21 protein-coding genes and 1 pseudogene are annotated in these 24,028 nt (G+C 44.2%); 8 read left to right on the top strand and 14 right to left on the bottom strand.

Translation table 11 applies throughout. The annotated features are described in order from the left end of the window. Positions 1-534: 534 nt before the first annotated feature. The gene (gene ccoG, locus B0182_RS00910) at positions 535-1,884 is read left to right on the top strand and encodes a cytochrome c oxidase accessory protein CcoG (RefSeq protein ID WP_078273162.1); all 1,350 of its coding nucleotides are present in this window, start codon (positions 535-537) and stop codon (positions 1,882-1,884) included. Between the two features lie 503 nt (positions 1,885-2,387). Here ccoG and B0182_RS00915 read toward each other — a convergent pair. The 7 genes from B0182_RS00915 to fumC form a co-directional block, all read right to left on the bottom strand. Continuing rightward, positions 2,388-4,091, bottom strand: a complete 1,704-nt coding sequence (locus B0182_RS00915) for an amino acid ABC transporter ATP-binding/permease protein (RefSeq protein ID WP_078273138.1) — start codon at positions 4,089-4,091, stop codon at positions 2,388-2,390. Then, positions 4,084-5,904, bottom strand: a complete 1,821-nt coding sequence (gene cydD / locus B0182_RS00920; RefSeq protein WP_115370176.1) for a thiol reductant ABC exporter subunit CydD — start codon at positions 5,902-5,904, stop codon at positions 4,084-4,086. The genes B0182_RS00915 and cydD overlap by 8 nt, the downstream gene beginning before the upstream one ends. Positions 5,905-6,008: 104 nt before the next feature. Beyond that, positions 6,009-6,497: a PP2C family protein-serine/threonine phosphatase gene (locus B0182_RS00925; RefSeq protein WP_078273139.1), complete on the bottom strand. Its 489-nt coding sequence runs from the start codon at positions 6,495-6,497 to the stop codon at positions 6,009-6,011. Then, positions 6,478-6,759 (bottom strand): hypothetical protein, encoded by a 282-nt coding sequence (locus tag B0182_RS00930; RefSeq protein WP_078273140.1) that lies wholly within the window; start codon positions 6,757-6,759, stop codon positions 6,478-6,480. The genes B0182_RS00925 and B0182_RS00930 overlap by 20 nt, the downstream gene beginning before the upstream one ends. Before the next feature lie 54 nt (positions 6,760-6,813). Then, the gene (locus B0182_RS00935; protein WP_228157849.1) at positions 6,814-8,769 is read right to left on the bottom strand and encodes a DUF262 domain-containing protein; all 1,956 of its coding nucleotides are present in this window, start codon (positions 8,767-8,769) and stop codon (positions 6,814-6,816) included. A gap of 127 nt (positions 8,770-8,896) precedes the next feature. Next, entirely contained in the window at positions 8,897-10,231 is a 1,335-nt protein-coding gene (locus tag B0182_RS00940) for a DUF262 domain-containing protein (protein WP_078273142.1), read from the bottom strand. Positions 10,232-10,681: 450 nt separating this feature from the next. Further along, the gene (gene fumC, locus B0182_RS00945; RefSeq protein ID WP_078273143.1) at positions 10,682-12,073 is read right to left on the bottom strand and encodes a class II fumarate hydratase; all 1,392 of its coding nucleotides are present in this window, start codon (positions 12,071-12,073) and stop codon (positions 10,682-10,684) included. A 119-nt stretch (positions 12,074-12,192) separates the two neighbouring features. Between fumC and B0182_RS00950 the strand changes: the two genes are divergently transcribed. Next, positions 12,193-12,756, top strand: coding sequence for a 5-formyltetrahydrofolate cyclo-ligase (locus tag B0182_RS00950; protein WP_078273144.1), 564 nt, complete (start codon positions 12,193-12,195; stop codon positions 12,754-12,756). A gap of 112 nt (positions 12,757-12,868) precedes the next feature. On the opposite strand, the gene B0182_RS00955 is transcribed toward B0182_RS00950, so the two are convergent. The 7 genes and pseudogenes from B0182_RS00955 to ppk1 all read right to left on the bottom strand — a co-directional run bounded on the left by B0182_RS00955 (position 12,869) and on the right by ppk1 (position 19,087). Then, positions 12,869-14,215: a Na+/H+ antiporter family protein gene (locus B0182_RS00955; RefSeq protein WP_078273145.1), complete on the bottom strand. Its 1,347-nt coding sequence runs from the start codon at positions 14,213-14,215 to the stop codon at positions 12,869-12,871. Between the two features lie 258 nt (positions 14,216-14,473). After that, positions 14,474-14,800 (bottom strand): thiazole biosynthesis protein, encoded by a 327-nt coding sequence (gene thiI / locus B0182_RS14730; RefSeq protein WP_228157850.1) that lies wholly within the window; start codon positions 14,798-14,800, stop codon positions 14,474-14,476. A 42-nt stretch (positions 14,801-14,842) separates the two neighbouring features. After that, positions 14,843-15,463 (bottom strand): annotated as a pseudogene (locus B0182_RS14580) (tRNA sulfurtransferase); the annotation flags it as partial. A 72-nt stretch (positions 15,464-15,535) separates the two neighbouring features. Further along, on the bottom strand, positions 15,536-15,943 hold the full coding sequence (locus tag B0182_RS14585; protein WP_410173940.1) for a THUMP domain-containing protein: 408 nt from the start codon (positions 15,941-15,943) through the stop codon (positions 15,536-15,538). 72 nt (positions 15,944-16,015) lie between these two features. Continuing rightward, positions 16,016-16,201, bottom strand: a complete 186-nt coding sequence (locus tag B0182_RS00965) for a hypothetical protein (RefSeq protein ID WP_158079587.1) — start codon at positions 16,199-16,201, stop codon at positions 16,016-16,018. Between the two features lie 169 nt (positions 16,202-16,370). After that, entirely contained in the window at positions 16,371-16,829 is a 459-nt protein-coding gene (locus B0182_RS00970) for a YchJ family protein (RefSeq protein WP_078273147.1), read from the bottom strand. Beyond that, positions 16,829-19,087, bottom strand: coding sequence for a polyphosphate kinase 1 (ppk1, locus tag B0182_RS00975; RefSeq protein WP_410173922.1), 2,259 nt, complete (start codon positions 19,085-19,087; stop codon positions 16,829-16,831). Before ppk1 ends, B0182_RS00970 begins: the two co-directional genes overlap by 1 nt. Positions 19,088-19,425: 338 nt before the next feature. Between ppk1 and rplM the strand changes: the two genes are divergently transcribed. From rplM to B0182_RS01005, 6 genes are all read left to right on the top strand, one after another. Further along, the gene (gene rplM / locus B0182_RS00980) at positions 19,426-19,857 is read left to right on the top strand and encodes a 50S ribosomal protein L13 (RefSeq protein ID WP_078273148.1); all 432 of its coding nucleotides are present in this window, start codon (positions 19,426-19,428) and stop codon (positions 19,855-19,857) included. Positions 19,858-19,867: 10 nt separating this feature from the next. Then, positions 19,868-20,254: a 30S ribosomal protein S9 gene (gene rpsI / locus B0182_RS00985; protein ID WP_062500901.1), complete on the top strand. Its 387-nt coding sequence runs from the start codon at positions 19,868-19,870 to the stop codon at positions 20,252-20,254. A 444-nt stretch (positions 20,255-20,698) separates the two neighbouring features. Continuing rightward, a complete protein-coding gene (petA, locus tag B0182_RS00990) occupies positions 20,699-21,283 on the top strand; it encodes a ubiquinol-cytochrome c reductase iron-sulfur subunit (protein WP_078273149.1) in 585 nt (194 codons plus the stop codon). A gap of 23 nt (positions 21,284-21,306) precedes the next feature. Next, on the top strand, positions 21,307-22,527 hold the full coding sequence (locus tag B0182_RS00995) for a cytochrome b (protein WP_029102508.1): 1,221 nt from the start codon (positions 21,307-21,309) through the stop codon (positions 22,525-22,527). Then, complete coding sequence (locus B0182_RS01000) at positions 22,527-23,246, top strand: cytochrome c1 (protein WP_078273150.1); 720 nt, start codon at positions 22,527-22,529, stop codon at positions 23,244-23,246. The genes B0182_RS00995 and B0182_RS01000 overlap by 1 nt, the downstream gene beginning before the upstream one ends. 114 nt (positions 23,247-23,360) lie before the next feature. Next, the gene (locus tag B0182_RS01005) at positions 23,361-24,005 is read left to right on the top strand and encodes a glutathione S-transferase N-terminal domain-containing protein (RefSeq protein ID WP_078273151.1); all 645 of its coding nucleotides are present in this window, start codon (positions 23,361-23,363) and stop codon (positions 24,003-24,005) included. Positions 24,006-24,028 lie beyond the last annotated feature (23 nt).

The following is a 24,028-nucleotide window of genomic DNA, read 5'->3' on the forward strand; positions in this document are numbered from 1 at the left end:
ATTGATAATATCTTTATAAAACATGATAAAAATTAGGGCATGTTTGCCCTTTTAAAATGACTATTTGACAATCGATAAATCATCACTTGGGTTAACAAAAGCGTGCAATTATCATGCCAAAATCATGACTGTATTTTCACAATCCAACCCTTTTATTATCATGGTTTTTGCAGTCATCATCACGCCATGCTTTTGCATCAATGCCAACACCGCCATTTAATCCTTTAAAAAATTATGGAAAAGGTGTAGAATATATTTATTCCAAATTGATAAAATCAGTATCAATGAGCCCAGCCAAGAGCGAATATTCGCCACAACAGCTAAGGTTATATCATGTCAGAGTCATCCGATAATTCTGCAAAAAACACAGAAACTGCCGAAACCGAAGTGTTTGACCCCAAATCAGGCGATACAGCAAAGAACTCACCCGCCGAGTCACCCTCTGCTCACAAGCCTGATACCAGCACCCCACCACCCAAAAAAACCAAAAAGCCCAAGCCACCGCCCGAGAAAATGATACCACATTCTAAGGACATGGACGCTACCAAAAAACGGGTGCATCCACGCTTTGTCTCAGGCAAATATCAAAACATTCGCCTAGTAAGCATGTATACCATTTTGGTGGGATTTTTGATACTGCCATGGATAAAATGGGGTGGTCGTCAGGCGATACAGTTTGATGTCGCTGAACCAAAGTTTTATATCTTTGGGGCAACTTTTATGCCGCAGGATTTTTATTTCTTTGCCTTTATATTTATGATTGCTGCCTTTACACTGTTTATGGTAACGGTCTATGCAGGGCGTGTGTTCTGTGGCTATGCCTGCCCACAGACCATCTATGTACACTTGTATCAGCACGTAGAGAAATGGGTACTGGGCGAGCGTAATAAACGCATCAAGTTCGACAAAGAGCCTAATAGTGCTTCTAAGATTGGCAAAAAACTACTCATTCATCTGATATGGGGTGTGATGAGTATGATTACCGCTGTGACATTCATGTCGCTTGTGGTCGGGACGGAGTACCTATTCTTTAATGGGGCAACACCGTTCTTTATGGGTTGGAGCAAGATGACATGGATATTCTTTGGTATCATCACTTTTGTCACACACATAAATGCAGGCTACATGCGTGAACATATGTGTGTGCATTTTTGTCCTTATGGTCGTTTCCAATCAGTGATGTTTGACAAGGACACCTTACTCGTCTCCTATGACTATGACCGTGGCGAACCTCGTGGGGCTCGCAAAAAAGGCGACCACCCCGAAGGTTATGGCGACTGTGTGGACTGCACCATGTGTGTACAGGTATGTCCTACGGGTATCGACATTCGTGACGGTTTACAAGTAGAATGCATCCAGTGTGCAGCGTGTATCGATGCGTGTAATGAAATCATGGACAAGGTGGGCTATCCCCGTGGTCTGATTCGCTACACCACCGAACGTCAGCTTGTCCACAAAGAAAAAACCAAAATCGTAAGCTTCCGTATCTTTGCCTACATCCTTATCCTTAGTGTACTGGTGGTGGTGGCAACAATGGTAGCAACAGGGCGTGACCCCTTGGAGCTTGAGATTCGCCACAACCGTAAGCAAATCAGCAGTGTCGGACGTGATGGCATGGTTGAGAACAGCTATGTCCTAAAAATCGTCAATAAGACCGATGAGCGACAAGTCTATAAAGTCAAACTAGAACCCGTTGATGGCTTGACCTTAAAATCTCGCTTTAAAGAGTTACCGCTCAAAGCCAACGAGCCGTATGATTTGCCTGTGAGCATCTTTGGCGACCCTGCCAAAATCAGTGGCACCATGCCTGTCACCATCACTGTCTATACCGAAGATGGTAAGTACAGTGCCAGCAGACAAGACGTGTTTGTCTATAAACCCTAAACCAAGAAGTAACCAAAAAAAAATAAAACCCTGTCAATGGCAGGGTTTTATTTTTGTTGCTAAAATAGGGGCAATGTTTGTATCGTGAATTAACCGCAATCACATCAATTTTTCATTTTTTAATGATTATTTTTTAGGTTGCAGGGACGAAATTGCAATTTTCCCTCGGTAAATCAATCATTTATAAAAAGTCAAGAATGGAGTAGAGTTTTTTATTATGGCGGAGTACGTAATACGCACTTTACTGCCAATTGGTATATTTTGAAATTGAAGATTACACCCAGAAAACTTTAAAATTACCACAAACACAATAATGTTTAGGTGTAGGGGCGTGCTGTGCACGCTTATAAAAATTGGTATGTTATCAAAGGGCGTGCGGAGCTAGTCCCTACAAAGTCTGTGGTAAATATCAAGTTGGTTAGGTGTATATCAGACAATCAAAAAGGGCAAGATGACTTACCCTTTTTTGATGGTTAAATCCCATTTAAAACCACCCTGCTTAATCACCCCACACGCACCACATTCACATCGCCCATCTCGTCCCATATTTGGTGCGTGGCAATGGCAAGTACGCTAATCTCGCCTGCTTGTTGCATGTCCGTCAAGCTCTGCCATACCTGATGACGAGTGGTGCTATCTAGCCCTGCAAATGGCTCATCTAATAACAGCACTTTTTTGGGTGATAGAAGCAGACGAGCCAGTGCCACACGCCGACCTTGACCGCCTGATATCGCCATGCCGTACTCGCCAAGTGGCGTATCTAATCCTTTGGGCTGGTGCTTTGCCCAGTCGGACAGACCCACTTTATCAAGCACCGCCCACAGCTCATCATCAGTCGCTGACGGCTTACCCAGTCGTAGGTTGTCGGCAAGACTTTGGTCAAAGATGTCCACGTTTTGCCCCAAAAAGCCAAACGAGCGACCAAAATCCACGTTATCCATGTCTACATCACAAAGAGCTGATGTCCGCACCACCATCTCGCCACTCATGCGTGGCACTTCCCCTGCCAGCGTGGCAAGCAGTGTCGATTTGCCCGCCCCTGATGCCCCCATGATGAACGTGGGCGTGGTTGGGGTGAGCGTGGCACAGATGCCGTCCACACTCATGATGGCAGACGGCATTTTTATGGATAAGTCTTTTAGGATAAGGGTTGGATTGTCATCTATCGGCTGTTTTTGGGGCGTGCTGTCTACACTCATCAGCTCATTGATACGTGCTTTGGCATTGACACTTCTACCATATGCAAGCGGCTCACCCACCAGTGCCGAGATTATCTCCATCAGCCCAAACACCCCAAGCGTCAAGGCAAGCACCATGGCAGGATTTAGGGCGGTATGACTGTTTAGCGTTGCCACTACAAAGGGGGTAATGCCCTGCTCAAAAATCCGCCCTGCCGTCAGTAGCAGTAGCACCACCGCCAACGCAATGATAAGCTGAATGAGTGCTTGGGCGTTACGTCTGGCTCGCAGGGTCGCCATCGTCAGCTGATGATGTCGCTCATCATACTCACTAAGCTCACGCACGCTGTCCTGCCATCTGCCCCATGTGATGAGAGCGGTTAGGGCGGGCAAGGTGTTGATGAGTTTGCTTTTGCGTAGCACCACAAGCTCACTCTCACGCCGTGCCAGTTGCACACCTTTATATAAGGTCATGACCGCAATGATGAGTGCCAGCCCCATATGTAGCACAGCAATCCACGCTGTCGGCATCATCACAGACACTATAAGCGACAACACCGCCACCGCCACGACCGCCACCACAAAGGGCGACACCACTCGCAGTGGAAATTCGTCCAGCGTGTCAATGTCTTTGACCAGCCTTTGCATGGTCTCGCTACTACCGCCCTTTTGCAGTCGCACCGATAACGGCAGTCTCGCCCAATGCGAAAAGAACTTCACTCGCAAATCACGAAGTAGCCCAAACACCGCATGGTGCGACACCATCAAATCGCCATAACGGGCAAAGGTTCGCACGATAGCAAAACCACGAATGATGGCAGACGGCATAAGATAATTAAAGGCGTGCGATCCCACCGCCAGCACCCCTGCCACGCCTGCCATCGTGATAAACCACCCTGAGAGCATGACCAGTCCCAGTACCGACAATACCGTCGCTATGCCTAACAGCCATGCGATGAGCCACAGAAGCTTTTGGCTAAGTAATAACTCTCTTAGGCGAAATGGGCGTCTGCTTGGTTGATTAGCCATGTTGCACCGCCTTTTGTTGTTTTTGCTCATACAATGCCGTCAAGTCATGAACGACATCAAAGTCCACCCCTGCCCCATCGTGCGTTACCCAAATCACGGTCTTGCCGACACTCACACGAGATAATAACGCCTTAATTTTCTCTGCCGTCTCGCTGTCTAAATGCTCGGTCGGCTCATCAAGTAGCCATACTTTGGCATTTTGCAATAATAACTGAGCAATGGCAAGCCGCCTGCCTTGACCGCCTGATAGTCCACCGCCACGCTCAGCAAGCACGGTATTGATGCCATCTGGCAACTGACTGATGATGTCCCACAGGGCGACATCGTTTAGCACCTGCACCAGTTCATCATCGGTGGCGGACGGTTTGGCAAGGCGTAGATTATCCGCGATAGAGATTGGCAATAATGGCGTGGTCTGCGACAGATAGCCAAGCTGTGTTCTTAGCATATTCATATCAAGCTCGTCATACCGCACCGCCCTGCCATCAGTGTGAATGACCACATCACCAGCAAAGTCGCCAAAGCCAAGTAGGATTTGTAATATCGTGGATTTACCCACACCACTTGCCCCCATCAAGGCGGTGCATTTGCCTGCATCAAAGGTTAGACTGATGGGCGATAATCGCACTCGTCCATCATCGCCAAATGCCGTAATGTTATTAAGATGAAAAGCGGGCGGACTATCAAGACTTATCGCCACATCGCCCCCTGTTTTGGCTTTAAAATTTAGCATGGGAGCGATTGCCTTGGCACACGCCACCGCTTGCCCTTTGACATGATACTCTGCCCCCAATCGGCGTAGCGGAGCATAAAACTCTGGCACAAGCAGTAGGATAAATAACGCCGTGCCATAGCCTGTCAGTACCTGCCCCTTACCCCACGGTAAAATTCCCATCAAGCCAAAGCCTAAGTACACCGCCACCAATGCAATGGATAAGGCGGATAAGAATTCCAACACCGCACTGTTTAAAAAGGCGATTTTTAACACGTCCATCGTGCGTTTGCGGTAATCTTCTGAGCTGTTAGCGATGTCTGATACGGCAATGTCCACCGCCCCGAGTCGTGACAAGGTATTCACCCCACGAATCCAGTCTAAGAATCGCCCCCCAAGCTGTGCCAAGGCATCCATCTGCTCACGGCTTTTACGAGTGGTGGCGATACCGATAAATGCCATAAAAATCGGCACAAGCGGTGCGGTAAGCAGTAATACCAATGCTGAGGTTACACTATAAAACGCCACGCACCCCGCCAAAATCAAAGGCGTGGTAACGGCGGTCATCTTTTGGACGTGAAAGCGAGCATAACCAACCAAATGGTCAGGCTCATCGATGATTTTACTTGCCAATGCCCCGTCCGCCCCAAAATCACGCCTTGCCTGCCCAAGCTCACCCAATTTGACAAATAGGCGTTGTCTCACCGATTTGGCAACGGTTAGCCCTGCATGGCTTAGCAAAACATCACGCCCATAGCCGATGGCAATGCGTACCGCCAAACACCCAAACAGCAGTCCCAAATTAAAAAGCAAGCCACTACCTGTTACCCTATCAGGGAGCGGTACGCCCTGCACAAAGCTCGTCAGCCACCCATCAAAGAGCCACACAAGTACACACGCCTGCCCCACCAGCACAATGACACTGGTAATATCAAGCAAGTAAGCCATCATCATGGCTTTTTTTACTGGAAGGAAAACCGCCTTTAAAAAAGCATTTGCCATGATGTCTTCTTGGGAACGTCTGGGTTTTTTGCGTTTTGTAGTTGACGATGCTGATTGCTCTGCATGGTTCGATACGGTTGGGGTGATTGGCTCGGTCATGGTATTATTATTGTTAAGATTTAGCGTTACATTATCGCTAAATTCAATGATAATTTCAAGGTAAAAACAACACTCTGCAAGTCACACCATCAAGACCATCACACTCATGCCATGCATCGCACCACAATCACGCTGACGTTATCAAGTTGTGTCTTTGAACCAGCTTGTTTTAGCTGTTTGATGCTGTCATTTAACCATTCTTTTAGTGGCAGATCTTTTGTTATTGGCAAAAAATTACCTTTCAGCACATCAGAAAAGCCATCACTGCATAAGAGCAAACATTCGCCCGCCTGTAGATTGATGTTTTGATGGCTTACCATTGCCACAGCTGAGTCATCACCCAAGCCATCAACACAAAAATATCCTGTCAGCGCCCCATAACAGCTGGCATGATCGCTATCATCTGCCAAATCCTGTGCTTTTAGTTCATCAATAAAGCTATGATCCTTGGTCAGGCAATGCCAACCATTACGATATGAATACGCCCGACTGTCGCCCAAATGCTTAATCATCACGCTGTCATTATCAGTGTAGGCACACACCAGCGTACTACTACCACCATCAAAGCCCGCCTTATCCGCCAAATGTGTCATTTAGCCGATGTTGCAAACCGTCAAAATCCACCGCCCCTTGCTCATCATACATAGTCTGCACAAGTTGAAGCAGCGTGCGTGATGTGATGTCTGACTTGGGGCTGACTGCCACGCCATCCGCCACCGCCACACAAAAATCATCGCATTCGCCAAGCGCTGAGATAACACCCTTATGCTGATAAATCTTGGTATTGACAAGGACAGCGTCCTGTTGATATGGCATACCGCCACGCCAAGTTAGAGCTTGGATCTGGTAAGTCATGTTCTCCCCCAATAGCCTAAAAATGGGCTATTTTATAAGATGATAAATTATTATCTATGTAGAAATTTTCTCATTTAAAAGCTGAATCATTTTTTCACCGTGTTCTTGAATGGTGTTTTTATCCCACACCTTATAGGTAAACATCAGCAATTGCTTGATGCTGACAGACTGATGACGAGCAACATTGTCTTTATAGCCTGACTTTTTTTCATCGGGCATTCTGTTGCTTAATGATGAATTTTGGCTATGATTGATTAAGCACAGATTGCCAAAATTATTAAGAATTTTTCCATTCTCATCATCATTGTCTGATAATTTTTCACCATTGATTGGATTTTGCGGATAATAATGCTCCACCGAATTTCTGGAAGTGAATTTAAATTCTTTTAAGAATTTTGATAAATCTACGCCTGTTTTAAAATTTTCATCATTTCGCCAACACCATCTGCCTTGCTTACGCCACAAAATATAATCCAAACGATTAAATATAAAGTTCTCCACAGCCGTGCCTGTATTTAGGAAAGCACATCTTTTATCATCATGACTTAAATTTAAAACCAAAACTTCTTGATTGTAAATAATATCAAAATATTCTTTTGAAAAATCATTCTGATAAAAGCGATTAAAATAAAATTTATCACACAACTGTTCCAAAAACTTAATATGCTCATTGGCAGGCAGCTTAAACGCACAGCCATCCGCCTCGTGTTTTTCCAGTTTTTTTCGACTTTCATCATTTAGCCATTTTAAATAGGCAAATAGCCAATATTTATAGTTTCTGGCTGGAAATGAGTAATGAAACATGGTTTGTAGCATAATAATTTTAGAGTTTTCTTTATCAAAAGTATTTCTAAAATCATTTTTTTTATCTTTTTTGAGCCATTGATAAGTATAGATACACCAATCATCCTTGCTTTCATGCCCATCGTGTTTAATCACATAACGGTCAAATAATAAGCGGATGTTTAATAAATGCACGCCAAATTTTTTGATTCTATCTTCATTGCCGTATAAGCCCGCTTCATCAAATTGTTTATTTAAATTACCTGCGTCTAAGCGATGTATATCAGCGTTAATGCAATGTTTATCTTTTAAGAATAAATACAACACCTGTGCTAAAAAGTTTGGAAAATCAATGATGGAAGTAAAACGCTCCCCATCACCTTTTTGATTGTCATCACTATTAAAAATTATTTTCTTTTTTTGTAAAATATTCTCTAAAGTAGGCATATTTTCAGTTGAAACCGTACCACTTGATTCTATACTCTCTTGATTCTCTTGCGATTTATCATCGGTTTTTTTAGAATAAACCGTTTTATATTTATCTCGCAACTTGTCAAACTCATCCAATTGATAAAAAGCAAAATATTCTCCTTCATCTATTTTTTTACCACTCTCATCTATTTTATCATTGGGGAAAAATAAAGCGTCTCGCAATTTAGGCTCAAAAGACGACACCGCATAACGACTCATGTCCGAACAAGCATTCCAAATGGCAGAAAAAACCGCTCTGTCATCAATATCTAACTTGCTCATCAATTTTGCCTTGATGACTTCATGCTGTTCTAACTGCTCGCCACGGTTATTCATGCGTTCAAAATATTGATTTAGGTCAACATTGTCGGGCAGTTCTACTTGCATGATTTGAACATTTTTCCAAATGGCTTGCCAGTAATCATCTGCGTTTCCATCTTTTATATCAAATAGACTGTCTTTATTCTTAATCAGATAACTATAAACTTTGGCAATTTGACTATCGCTATTTAATTCGCTTTGTTGTTTGATGATATTAAGCTCATCGCTTGAATTTTGGCGATGTTCAAAAGACAGATTTGATTCAAAAGAATGATTAAGAACCGATAAAATCAAAAACAGCGTGGTCAATCTTTGTTGCCCATCAATGACTTCAAAATCATTATCTGCACGCTTTTTAACCGTCAAAGCCCCAAGATAATAATTGTTGCCATCATGATTTTTGATGTCGCTAATCAGCTGAACTACTTCTTCTATATCCCATGCAAATTACGCTGATAAATGGGAATGACATAGCGATTATCGCCATCAAAAAGTTTTTTGACGGATAAATATTCAATTGCATTGCTATCATTGTTAGATTGGTTGGTCATTGTATTCTCCATTAGTTGCTAGTAAACTCTTTTAAAAAGGGCATTAAATACCCATCAGCACTTTTAAAATCGTGATCAATGTTTGCTATTCTAAAATTTAATATCTCATCGGCTCTTTGGGTAAGGCAAATGGTATGATATAGGCTATTTAGCTCGGTTTGCTCATCATCTTTATAACCAAAATCTTTCATTGCATAATTTTCAATGGTAGCAAATGAAATCCTAGTTTGGCTCAATCTTAGACAGTATACCCATTGGGCAATTTTTCTAACCGCTTGCTCAAGCCCATAATCGCCAAATTTGTCATAATATGCCATGACCATAATGCGAAACAGCGTAAATAGATAAAAATCGCCTACTCGTCCAGTATTGGTTTGCAAGGTTTTAAATAAAGGTTTAGGTTCTTTCCTTTCATCATCTTTGGCTTGAATGGTCATGCAGATTTTTTCATTATTTACCTTGCCATTGTCGCCAAACAGCTCATCATACAGACAGCGATAATAAAAGATGTATTCAAAAAACCCATCGCCATCAATAAAGGTCATCGCCATATCATTGTACTGTGCTTGACCAAATGCACGATTTGGATAGTTTTTTTGTTCATCTTTATTTAAGCCTTGAAAGGTATTGATGTTGTCTTTAATAAACTTTTCAGCGTGTTGAAATTTGCTCCAACGGCGATGACGATACAAAATATCATTCATAATCAATTTTAGCGATATTGGGTGCGTTACCGCATGCTCCCATTCTGCAACGGTTGTATTTATTTTTAGATTAGATTCGCCTTGCATATGCCTTAAATGATACGCCTTTAACAAATCATAAGCTTCCAAACTTTTGCCACGAGAGTTTTGCGAATCAAAATACTGAAAGGCTTCATCGATGTCGGTTAAAATAACAGTTGCAAAGGTACATTTGGCAAGGATAAAGTTCTTAAAACCATCACCAAGCCCCAAATCTGCCACATAGCTTTCTAGGTATTCATAATTTTGCTTGATATGCTCAACACTTTGGCTATGGTTAAATTTATTGTCAATAAAATTAGGTTCGCCAAATGGATTTTTATTGCCATTTAATACATACAACAATAAAAATAAACTGGTCAGTCGCTGTTGCCCGTCTACGATGTTATATTCATCTTTACCTTCATCTTTATGCAAAACAATCACGCCCAAACGGCATTCTTGGGTTTTATCCTTTATAAAATAGGAGTAAATATCATCAACAAGCTGTTTGATGTGCTTGGTTTGCCATTTATAGGGGCGTTGGTAATCGGGAATGGTCAGCTTACGGTCAAACATCTTATTGACGGTTTCGATTCCAACTTCTACATTTCTTTCGGTCATAATAACTCCTGGGATTGTATGGTTTTGGGGTTTGGCTATGCGGTACTCACTCGATAATAGGTATTATTGCACGTTACTACGATAACCCTATAAGGCTCTCCAGCCCCAAGTTTTTGCTGTTTTTTACTTATACATGCAGGACTTGACTACATCATCTCGCTCTAAAATTACACAAAAAACCGTTCGCCCTAAGCTATGTCTGTGGGTGAAGCGGTTTTTTGTTATGGGTAGGTATAGCTCACCACGGATGAAAAACCTTTGTTGTATTTTGAGCGGATTGACTATAAATATCTAGTAAATGTATTTCTCAGACACGCTCCGTCTTGCACAAAGTATCTTATTGAACAATGCCAATTATATTAAAGTTCAAATTTATTCTTGTCAAACAACAACTTTGCATAAAAAATAAGGGCAATCACTCGCCCTTATTTACATACCTTTGATTTTTGGTTACTTCGGTGCAACCATGTCTTCTGGTCGTACCCATTCATCAAATTCTTGCTCGGTTAGTAATCCAAGCTCCACCGCCACTTGTTTTAGGGTTTTATTTTCTTTATAAGCAGTTTTGGCAATTTTGGCAGCATTTTCATAGCCTACATGACGGTTTAGGGCAGTTACCAGCATGAGTGAATTGTGTAAAAAGTAATCAATCTTTTCGAGATTTGGTTCAATGCCTACCGCACAGTTATCGTTAAAGCTGTTGCAAGCGTCCGCAAGCAGGCGAATCGATTGGAGTAGATTATAACCGATGACAGGCATGAAGACATTAAGCTCAAAATTACCGCTCGCCCCTGCCATGTTTATCGTTACATCGTTACCCATGACCTGAGCGACTACCATGGTCATTGCCTCTGACTGGGTAGGATTTACTTTGCCTGGCATGATGGATGATCCTGGCTCATTCTCAGGAATGGTAATCTCACCCAGACCACATCGAGGACCACTAGATAACCAGCGGATGTCATTGGCGATTTTGTTTAAGCTACCTGCCAAGGTTTTTAATGCCCCAGACGCAAACACTTCGGCATCACGGCTTGCCAAGGCTTCAAATTTATTGGGAGCGGTGACAAAGGGTAAGTCCGTCAGCTCAGCGATTTTTTCGGCAGATTTGACGGCATAGTCAGGGTGGCTATTTAGTCCTGTACCCACAGCAGTACCACCAAGGGGCAACTGATACAAGCCTTGCAAAGCGTTGTCAATTCTTACCAGTGCCAAATCAAGCTGTGCCACATAACCGCTAAATTCTTGTCCTAGGGTAAGAGGTGTGGCATCTTGCAAATGGGTGCGTCCGATTTTGACGATACCTGCAAAATCGGCAGATTTTTTGGCAAGCGTATCACGCAACGCCTTAACGGCAGGGATAAGCGAGCGGTTAATCTCAACCGCTACTGCCACCCGAATGGCGGTGGGGAAGCTGTCGTTGGTGGATTGGGCGTGGTTGACATGGTCATTAGGGTGGATGGGCTTATAAGTGCCTTTTGGATTGCCTGCGATTTCATTGGCTCGGTTGGCGATGACTTCGTTCATGTTCATATTAGACTGAGTGCCAGAGCCTGTCTGCCACACGACAAGCGGAAATTGGTCGACAAGCCCGCCTGCAATCACTTCATCACATGCCTGCACAATCAAATCACGCTGACTACTCTCAATCCGTCCAAGCCCTGCATTGGTCAAAGCAGCAGCTTTTTTGACGGTTGCCATAGCGACAATGAGTGGTCGTGGCAAGGTCTCACCACCGATTTTAAAATTTTCACGGCTACGCTGAGTTTGAGCTCCAAAATAGGCATTGGCAGGAACTTGCACTTCGCCCATGGTGTCTTTTTCAATACGAAAGTCGGTCATAAATTTTCCTTGTTTGGTGGATAAAAACTGCTAAAATGATTAGATTACTATATCATTATTAACATAAATTTTCAATCATAAATCATTATCATTTTTAATAATACTTATTGGAAAAACTCATGCCAAACACCCTACTTCGTACTCGTATCCGTAAAGAGCGTAAAGCCTTGACCGCCAAACAGCGTGCCAATTTTGCATTTATGGCAAGTCTGCATCTACCCAAACTCTTGCCCCATTTACCCAAAAATGCCAAAATTGGGCCATATCTGGACGATTTTGGCGAATTGCCCACCGCACCGATTTTGGCATTTTGTCAAAAGCATGGTTTTACCCCGTTTTTACCGATTACCATTAAGAATAAGCCTTTACGCTTTGCCCCTGTTGTTTTGCCATTAGCCAAAACACCTCTAAAACGCCACCGACTTGGCATGCAAGAACCCTTTGTCAAATATGGCATAAGTGCTGATAAATTAGACATGATTATTTGCCCGCTTGTGGCGGTGGATAGACAGGGCAATCGGCTTGGCATGGGGGGCGGATTTTATGACCGTACCTTTGCTCACTTTCGTGGGGTTAAGGTAGGTTGGTGTTATCATTTTCAAGTGGTTGAAAATTTAACAGTAAATAAATGGGATAAGGAGGTGGATATGGTGATAACGGATAGGGGTGTGATAAGATGTTAAAAACCACCCCGTGACGGAGCGGTTTATACATAAATTTGTAAAGGTAAATTGCAATTTACCCAATGACAAAGCATTGATTTTTGGGTGTTGTATTCGCCCCCACAAGCCTAGATTATAAAACAAGCGAAGCCACCCACCCAAACACAATAAGCGGAATATTATAATGGATAAAGGTCGGTATCACGCTGTCCTTAATATGGTCGTGCTGTCCGTCCACATTTAGTCCCATGGTAGGGCCAAGCGTTGAATCAGAAGCAGGCGAACCTGCGTCCCCAAGCACGCCTGCGGTGGCAACGAGTGCCAAAGTCGCCATCGGACTAAACCCCATCGCCATACAAAGCGGCACATACATGGTTGCAATAATCGGCACGGTCGAAAATGACGAGCCAATCCCCATCGTAACCACAAGTCCCACCATGAGCATGGCAAGACTTGCCAGAGCCTTATTCGCCCCAAACAAATCCACCGCCGACTGCACCAGTGGCTCGATATGCCCTGTGGCGGTCATCACCTCAGCAAAGCCTTGGGCGGTAATCATGATAAAGCCAATCATCGCCATCATCTTAATGCCGTTATTAAAAACATCGTCTGCCTTACTCCAGCCGACCACGCCTGTCGCCATAAAAATGGCAAAACCTGACAACGAGCCAAGCACGAGCGAATCGGTTTTTAGTTGAATGACAAACGCCACAATGATAGCGATGAGCGTTACGATGATTTTAAAGCCCATTTTGGTATCATTGACCACAGGCACATCATCGCCTTTTACCGTTAGGGTTTTGGCATTGTCATATACTCTGGGTTTACGATAACTTACAAAAATCGCCACAAGCAACCCTGTCAGCATACCGAGTGCAGGAATTGCCATCGCTTTCATTACCGAAATGCCAGACGTATCAAGCCCTGATTTGGCAAGGTTTGCCATGATAATTTCGTTTAAAAATATGTCGCCAAACCCATAGGGGATAAACATATAAGTATTGACAAGCCCAAAGGTAATCAAGCAAGTAATAAGCCGTCTGTCTAATTTTAATTCATTAAACACCGTCAAAAGTGGCGGAATAAGTAGCAAAATAAAGGCAATGTGAATGGGGATAAGATTCTGGCTTAGGCAAGCAAACAGCACAATCACGCCAAACACCGCCCATTTGATACCGCCATTTTTGGCATTTTTGACCGCCAAGATGACTTTATCCGCCAACGCCTTTGGTACACCCGAATGAGCAATCGCCATGGCAAACGCCCCAAGCATGGCATACGACAAAGCAATGCCCGCCCCGCCTTTGATGCCGTTTTGAAAATGCGTCAGCACGCCTGTCGCCCCATTTTCTACGTCCGTCAAGGGCAGTCCTGCCAGCAAACCACCCACAACCGCCCCCACAATCAAACTTAGCACCACATGGACACGAGCAAGCGACAGCCCTACCATGATGATGACCGCTAACAGTACAGCGTTCATTTGCCACCTTCTATCATTAATCAAAAATCCGATTATACCCCATTTTTACAAAAATACACAAGATAAAAACGTTTTGGTATGATTTAAAAGGCGTTGTAGACCAATTGTACGACAGTCATCGACAAATCTACAACAAACCATTAAATGCAATTAATCAGGACAACCGTTATGCTCACAAACCCATTAATCAGCCATCTTAGTGCATGAACTTAATCATAGACCCAAAAAGCGTTTAAACTGGCAAACGCCTCATGAGGTTTATTTTGATAAAGTATTGAGGTTGGTTTGACAATTTAACACCTTAACATTTTGATGCCCCTTATCCTTTAAATACACCGCTTGCAAACCGCTCATCACGCCTTTTTTGCAGTACAAAAAATAATTTTTGGTTTTATCCAATTTGTCAAGTTCTGTGGCAAGTTTATAAAATGGAATACAAATATGCGGTATGCCAAGCGGGTCATCGTCCGTCTCATCTGTCGCCCGAATGTCAATTACCACGTCATCTTTGCCAATGGCGTGTGCCGTATCAATGGCATGGATGTCGCTCGCTTGGTCTTTGATGGTGCGAATGTCAATGGTCATGGCGGTGTCAATGGCATTTTGCAACACATTGAAATCAAACTCACTTTCGGTGGCGATGAGTTTATGCTCCACCGCCTTGACCGTGGGGCTTTTTGAGATAACTCCACAAAACTCAGGTATGGATTTGGCGATGTCTGCTGCGCCGATTTTTTCAGCCGTGGCGATGATGTTCGCCTTGTCTTTGGTGATGAGCGGGCGTAACACCAGCACATCGCCTGCCTTGTCTATCATGGCAAGGTTGGTGAGCGTTTGGCTTGCCACTTACCCCAAGGCTTCGCCCGTTACCACCGCTTCGATGCGGTTTTTTTGGGCAATCACGCTTGCCACACGCATCATCATTCGCTTTAAGACCACGCCCATTTGACCATCATCAATCTTAGTCAAAATCTCGCCCACCACAGGTTCAAAATCCACCGTAGTAAAGCGTACCTTATGCGATGAACTGTACCGCTCCCACAGCTCGTACGCCATTTGTTTGGTGCCAATCTCATGCGTGCGACCGCCCATGTTAAAGAACAAATAATGCACCCGACTGCCACGTCTGATAAACTCATAGCTTGCCACGCCCGAATCAAACTCACCCGAGATAAGCGACAACACGTCTTCTTGGGTGCTCATGGGAAATTCGTCCATGCCGTCATGGCGTACCTTGATAAAGAGCATTTTGTCGTGTTCAATCTCAATTTTGACGGTAATATCAGGGTTTTTAAGTTGCACCTTAGCACTGGCTATCGCCTAATTTAGCCCACCGCCCACATATTTGGCGATGTCCATGGACGTAAATGGGTGCGTGCCACGTCTTTTGACTCGCACGCAAAAGCTCTTGTTTTCAAGGCTTTCTCTTACCTTAGGCAAGGTCTGCTCAAAAATGTCATGCAAATCGGCAAAAGGCGATTCTTCGACTTCTAGAATATGATGAATGCCTGAGGTGCATTGCAATTTGTCAAGCAATATGGGGCGTGCCGACTCATTGCGATGACGCACTTTAATATAGTCCCAATGCTGAACCACAACTGCCGTCTCATCAAGGGGTTTTAGGACATTACGCAAATTTCCTGCCAAAATCTTGACAAAGCGTTTACGCACGGTGTCGCTTTTCATCATGATTTCAGGGTCGAGTTTAACAATATATTTTATAAAAATTCGGCAAAAGAAAAAGGCGTATTATACACCTTTTTGTTGGTTTAAAAAAAACTTTCCATAACGCACCAAAAATCATGCAAACAATAAACGTATTACGGCATTTAGACGTTCTCGGTCTTTTTGATTGTGGGCGTGCTGTTTGATAAGCTCCAACACATCATTATCAAGTAAAGCGGTAATGTCGCTGTCATGATCCTGTTTTGCCTGTAAAAATCGGCTCATTTTGGGATTGGCGTGATTGCGTTTTGCGTGGCTCATGTCCCAATCTTTATAGGTTTCATAAATTTCATTTTTCATAATTTTTGATGCAATGTAATAAGTTCAATACTCTTGGCAAAATTTGTAGGGGCAAATGGCAATTTGCCCCATGATAAAGCTTTGATTTTTGGGCGAATATAATTCGCCCCTACACACTCCATTTTGGTAGTTAAAGCAAAAACCTCCCACAACACACCTTAAACTTCTCGCCACTACCACAAAGGCACAGCTGTTTGTTGGTCAGCATAACAGGCACGGTTGGGTCAAGAAAATACCACCGCTCGCCTATTTTGACAAAAGCGGACAATTCATCATGCACCTGCTCGCCATCGCCATTGTCAAAATAGGCCTTAAAATGCACTTGGACGTGGCGTTTGCCGACTTTGTTATGACTTATCACGTCAAGGCGTGTCCAGTTCATGCCGTCTGCCCATGCTTGCAAGGCGGATTTGTCAAGCCTATCTTGCTGGCTTGGAACGGTTGTGGCGATGATATAGTCCACGTTTTTTAGATAAAAAGAGCCAAACCTTGATTGCATAAGATGCTCGGCAGTAGGGGCAGGCGTGCCGTCATGATAAGGCTGACAGCACACTGCATAAGGGTTGCCCGAGCCACAATAACAACCCATCAGGCACGCTCGCAGATTTTTTCTAATAGGCACTGCTGAGCGTCGTGAATGTCCGTGCCGTCTTTATCATGATGGACTTGATTCCACTCGCCACGCCCATCAAGCTCCCACGCCTGCACGTTATCGCCAAGGTAGTTTATCAGCCCATCTTCATAAATGCGTTTAAAGAGCCTCTCATCCAAAATCGGAAACGCCACTTCCACACGGTGCAGCAGGTTTCTGTCCATCAAGTCAGCACTCGAACAGTAGAGCTTTTCATCGCCATCATTATAAAAATAATAGACACGGGTATGCTCCAAGAACCGTCCCACGATAGAGCGTACACGGATATGCTCGGACAAGTCCTTGACCTGTGGACGCAGACAGCAAATGGAACGGATAATCAGGTCAATCTCTACCCCTGCACGGCTTGCTTCATAGAGCTTGTTGATGATACCACGCTCGGTGATGGCGTTACATTTTAGGATGATACGCCCTTTTTTGCCGTTTTTGACATGATTAATCTCATCATCGATGAGGCGTATCAGTCCATCATGCAGGGTAAAAGGTGCGTGCATGATGTGATGGGATGGCAATGGCCTGCCCATGCCTGTGAGCTGTCCGAACACGCCTGCTACATCGGCACAAATCTCTTCGTGAGCGGTAAACAGCCCATAGTCGGTATAGGCTTTGGCGTTGCCAGCGTGATAGTTGCCCGTGCCTAGATGAGTATAACGGCGGATTTTGCCGTCTTCTCGACGCACGATGAGCATGAGCTTGGCGTGTGTCTTGTAACCAACCACGCCATATACCACAATGGCTCCGGCGTCGGTTAGCATATTGGCGACAGCGATGTTACTGGCTTCATCAAATCTGGCACGCAGTTCGATGACGGCGGTCACTTCTTTGCCATTACGAGCGGCAGCGGCTAGGGCTTGGACAATCTCTGAGTTGGTGCCAGAGCGATAAATGGTCTGTTTGATGGCAAGTACATCAGGGTCGTTCGCCGCCTGCCACAAGAGATTGACCACAGGTGTGAACGCATCAAAAGGATGGTGTACCAGCACGTCTTTGTTTTTCATGACATTAAACATAGACGTGTTGTCTTTGGCGACTTTGACCGTCTCCATACCCTTAAATGGCTTGGGGATGGCGTGCGTGAACGGGGTAAATTTTAACTCAGGCTTATCAAAACTTGTCAGCATGCGAGTCAGGTTCACAGGACCATTGACCCGATAAAGCTGCGACTCATCAAGCTCAAACTCTTTTAATAGTAGCTCATACAGCTCTTTGGGACAGTTGGTACTTACTTCTAGACGCACCTTATGCCCAAAACGGCGGTTATCCAGCTCACCTTCTAACGCCTTGGCTAGGTCTTCGACATCATCGGACACATCAAGGTCGGCATTACGAGTGAGTCTAAATTGATGACAACCGGTGACTTTCATGCCCAAAAACAGCTCGCCCACATGCTCATGAATCACCGCTGAGAGCATGATGTGGTGGTCTTTGCCCCCTGTCAGCTCATCGGGCAGGCGTATCACACGAGGTAGTGAGCGTGGGGCAGGCACGATGGCAAGCGACAAATCCCGCCCAAAGGCATCTTTACCTTCTAGACTGACGATAAAATTCAAGGACTTATTGACCACTCGGGGGAATGGATGTGCAGGGTCAATGCTAATAGGGGTCAAGACAGGCAACACTTGATTAAAAAAGTACTCCCGCATCCACGCCTTTTGGGCATCGGTCAGCTCATGGCGTTTAAGATAGCGGATGTCCGATTTGGCAAGCTCAGGCAAGATGTCTTCATTTAAGATGCGGTACTGCTCTTCGACCGCACGGTGTGCCACCTGACTAACCTCCGCCAGTAGCTCGGATGGTTTTCGCCCGTCCAGACTGCTTGACCTATCGCCATTTTTCATTTTTTGGATAAGCCCTGCCACCCGAATTTCAAAAAACTCATCCATATTTGATGAAAAAATGGTCAAAAAGAACATACGCTCCAACAGCGGATGGCGTGGATTGGTCGCCTGAGCCAACACTCGAAGCTGAAACCGTAGTGTGGACAAATCACGATTGATAAAGCAGTCAGGGGTAAAATTGCCCGATTCATCAACAATCTGTTCAATATAGTGCAAATCGGTCGGTGCAGGGGTCTGTCCGAGCACACTCTGCATGGCTTGGTTTTCAATACTAGGAGCGGTGTCGGCATTTTGGTGTGTGATGGCGTTGGGCTTGCTGATTTGCTTGGCGGTCTTTGGGGCGTGTGGTGCGGTCATGGTGTCTCCTTTGAACTTTTTAAAAATAAACTTTTTAAAATAATAAAACAACATCATCTATCTTATCATCATTTTATGAAAATTTGATAAAATTTTAAAGTCCCATTCTGCCATTTTTCCCCAATTTAAATGGCTTTTATCGTGGCGTATTTATCATTGTTTATTTTGGTTTGTTTTGTAAATTCATCTCAAATTTTCATTGCTTTTTTGTGTTTGATTGGTTATAATAACCGCTGTTTTTTGAGAGCCCTTCGTTTCCCAACTCACAAAGCAAGTAAAATCAAGCCTTTGGGCTTTTTTATTTGTTCAACTCTCAAACGTAACTAAATAGGTTTTATATGACTACTACTATTAGCGCCAAACCCGCTGAGGTTGTACATGACTGGTATGTCGTGGACGCAGAAGGCAAAACACTAGGTCGCCTAGCCTCTGAGATTGCTTCTCGTCTACGTGGCAAACATAAGCCATCGTACACCCCCCACGTTGATACTGGTGATTACATCATCGTCATCAATGCTGACAAAATCGCTGTTACTGGCAAAAAAGCTCAGGACAAAAAATACTATCGCCACACAGGCTATCCTGGCGGTATCAAAAAGACCAACTTTACCAAACTTCTTGCTCACAAGCCAGAAGACGTGCTACACAAAGCCGTTAAAGGCATGCTACCAAAAGGTCCTTTGGGCTATGCAATGATTAAAAAGCTAAAACTGTATGCAGGGAGTGAACACCCACATACCGCCCAAGCCCCAAAAGTACTAGACATCTAAGGAGATACACATGGAAAAGAATTACGGAACAGGTCGTCGTAAGACTTCTACCGCTCGTGTCTTCTTATCAAAAGGCACTGGTAACATCGTCATCAATGGCAAGAGCCTAGACGAATACTTTGGTCGTGAGACTTCTCGCATGGTTGTACGTCAGCCCCTAGAACTTCTAGAATCTGCTGACAAATATGACCTATACATCACCGTTACTGGTGGTGGTGCAAGCGGTCAAGCAGGTGCTATCCGTCACGGCATTACTCGTGCTTTGATTGAGTCAGACGAAACGCTAAAACCTGCCCTAAAAGCAGCTGGCTTTGTGACTCGTGACGCTCGTGAAGTTGAACGTAAGAAATTGGGTCTACGCAAAGCTCGTAAACGCCCACAATTCTCAAAACGTTAATTTTTGCGTTTTCAAAAAACTCTCGAACTTCGAGAGTTTTTTTATATGCGTTATTCTTGATTAAAATAACTTAACTTGACATAGATTTTTCATTGTTAGATAAATTCACAATTGATAAAAAATCTTGTTATTAATGTATGACATAGATTCTTTGTTTTAATCAATAGTAACAAAAATTTACATAAAGTTGCAAATAAAGCTGAGTATTTTAGTGGGTATTGTATAATTTTTATACAATTTTAAACTTTTTTGTAAATTCATGACAATTTTTATGGATTTTTTTCACAACTTTGTAAAAGAACGATTTATTTTATTACAAAAATAGCTTAAAATAGTCATGTTTAGAAAAATAGGCACAGCAAATGTGGTTATGATAAAACTGTTTTATCATAACCACACACCCAGTATGGGATAACCCCCATTCATTTTCTGGAGGAAGTTTTAATGAGCCATGCCGAAGGCGTGAATGTTAAACGCCGTAGAGTCCTGATTGCGTCCACTGCTGCCGTTGGTGCGGTTGGTGTCGGTGCAATAGCCACCCCATTTGTGCGTTCTTGGTATCCAAGTGCCAAAGCGGAAGCTGCTGGTGCCGCCGTTGTTACCGATACCGCCAGCATCGAAAATGGGCAGATGATTACGTTAAAATACCGTGGCAAACCTATCTTTGTCGTCAAACGTACCGAAGAGATGCTTGCCAACCTAAGCAAGGTAGCTCCCAAGCTTGCCGACCCTGAGTCCAACGGGTCTGTACAACCTGACAACTGCAAAAACGAAACACGCTCCATTCAGCCTGAGATATTGGTTGTTGAGGGCGTGTGTACGCATTTAGGTTGTGCTCCCATGTTCCGACCCGAAGTTGGTGTGGCGGACTTAGGTGGTGCTGACTGGATGGGTGGTTTCTTCTGCCCCTGTCATGGTTCTATGTACGACTTAGCTGGTCGTGTTTATAGTAGCATGCCTGCACCTTTGAACCTACCTGTACCTATCTACAAGATTGAAGACACCATCTTGACCGTTGGGGAGGCATAATCATGAGTATTGCTAAGAAATTTATGGGTTGGGTCGATGCTCGCTTTCCCGCGACAGAGACCTATGAATACCATATGTCAAAATACTACGCACCAAAGAACTTTAACTTTTGGTATTTCTTTGGCGTGCTGTCCATGGTCGTACTTGTCAATCAGTTGGTGACAGGTATTTGGCTAACCATGATGTTTAACCCCAGTGCCGAAGGAGCATTTGCTTCACTTGAATACATCATGCGTGATGTCAAAGGCGGTTGGCTCATTCGCTACATGCACTCCACAGGGGCATCCGCTTTCTTCGTGGTTGTCTATCTACACATGTTTCGTGGTCTGATGTATGGTTCATACAAGAAGCCCCGTGAGCTTGTTTGGATCATCGGCATGGCAATTTATCTGTGTCTCATGGCAGAAGGTTTCTTTGGTTATCTACTGCCTTGGGGCAACATGTCGTTCTGGGGTGCTCAGGTTATTCTAAACCTACCTGCCGCCATTCCTTTTATCGGTGATGGTCTGGCTGAATGGGTCAAAGGCGACTACATCATCTCAGGCATTACCCTAAACCGTTTCTTTGCCCTGCATGTTGTGGCAATTCCTTTGGTATTGGTTGGTCTAGTTTTCATGCACTTGGTTGCTCTGCATCATGTTGGCTCTAATAACCCAGACGGTATCGAAATTAAGAAACTTAAAGATAAAAATGGCGTACCACTAGATGGCGTACCTTTCCATCCTTACTATACCGTGCATGACATGGTGGGTATCGTGGTGTTCTTTATGTGCTTCTTTGCCGTGGTATTCTTCGCCCCAGAAGGTGGTGGTTATTTCCTAGAAAAACCCAACTTTGAAGTTGCCAACGCCCTAAAAACACCTGCTCACATCGCTCCTGTTTGGTACTACATGCCATTTTATGCCATGCTTCGTGCCACGCCATCCATGTTCGGCTCTGCTCTACCAGGTGTGATTGTGATGTTTGGTGCGATTGCCATCTTGTTTGTCATGCCATGGCTTGACAAATCGCCTGTGAAATCTATCCGCTATAAAGGCATTTTATCTAAGATTGCCCTAGCTGTCTTTGTGGTTAGCTTCCTAATCTTAGGTTATCTTGGCGGGGTTTCTTCCACACCAACAGGTACGCTAGTTGCTCGTATTTGTACTATTTTATACTTCTTGTACTTCATTCTCATGCCGTTCTACACGTCTATGGAAACATGCAAGCAACCGCCAGAACGTGTTACAGGAGGAGGTCACTAATGAAAGCATTTACTCTAAAATCGCTTGGTGCTGGTCTCCTGCTTGCAGGTGGCATGATGGCAACATCTTCTGCCCTAGCGGCAGGCGGTCACGGCTGTGGTGAGTTCACCGAAGCCGATGGCACCAAAGTTACCCTAGAATGTAGCAAAGCCCCCATTGACCTAACCAATAAAGGCTCGCTACAACGCGGTGCTCAGACGTTTATGAACCACTGTGTGGGCTGTCACTCAGCCCAGTATGTGCGTCATTCACGCATTGCCAAGGACTTGGAAATCCCACCAGAGCTTATGGAAAAATACCTCATGGTAACCACCGACCAAATCGGTGACCATATTACTGCTAAGATTGACCTTGATACTCAGGCTCTATGGTTTGGTGCTGCACCGCCAGATTTATCGCTAGAAACTCGTCTGCGTGGCGATGACTGGGTGTATACTTACCTACTGTCATTCTACGAAGACCCGAGCCGTCCTTGGGGTTCTAACAACCTAGTGCTTGCCAATGCTGCCATGCCCCATGTGCTACACAACATGCAAAAAGAGCTTGGTAAAGAAGAGTATGAAGCTCGTGTGGGCGACCTAGTGAACTTCATGGCATGGATGGCAGAGCCTGTCCGTCATGAACGTAAAGTCTATGGTGCATTCGTACTATTGTTCTTACTTGTGCTACTTATTCCAGTATATCTACTTAACAAAGAATTCTGGAAAGACGTCAAATAAGCCAGCACCGACCAAAAAGACCGATACACATCGGTCTTTTTTATTGACAAAATTTACACACTTTTACCAAAATTTTTGTTACACTTAACACCCAAAAACAGACTCATTCATATCATGGCAGATTTTTCTCATCTTTTACCCACCCAGTTCCTACTCTATGGTGACGATGGCTATGACAGTCATGTGGTGCGGTTTTTGCTAGAAGAAAAAGGCGTGAATCATCAATTCGCCTACCTCCCTGATGAGCGACCCGAATATCTTGCCGAGCTAAACCCTTACAACACCCTACCTGTACTTGTGGGGCGGGATTTGGCATTATATGAGCTGATGGTGATCTTTGAATATCTAGAAGAACGGCACGGTGCCAATAAACTCCTACCACCCACCCCCAAAGAGCGGGCAAAAGTGCGTCAGTTGGCTTGGCGACTGCGTCAAGACTGGCTCTCGCTTGGGCGGATTTTGATGACTCATCCTGACAGCTTTAATCCAGCAGAAGCGACCCACGCCAAAAAAACCTTGACCGATTCACTCATCACTCTATCACCCCTATTTGCTCGTCATGACTATTTTATGCAAGATGAGTTTGGGCTGTGTGATGTGTTATTATTACCACTTTTGCACCGTTTACCAATGCTAGGCATTCATTTACCTACCAAACTGTGTAAACCACTACTGGCATATCAAGCACGCCTATCGGCAAGGGTAAGTTTTCAAAAGACACTCATCACTCCTGCTGTTTATAGCGATGATGATTTTTAATAATTGGCATTGTTAAACTAAAA

It is taken from the genome of Moraxella bovis, from assembly GCF_002014975.1.
GTDB lineage: Bacteria > Pseudomonadota > Gammaproteobacteria > Pseudomonadales > Moraxellaceae > Moraxella > Moraxella bovis.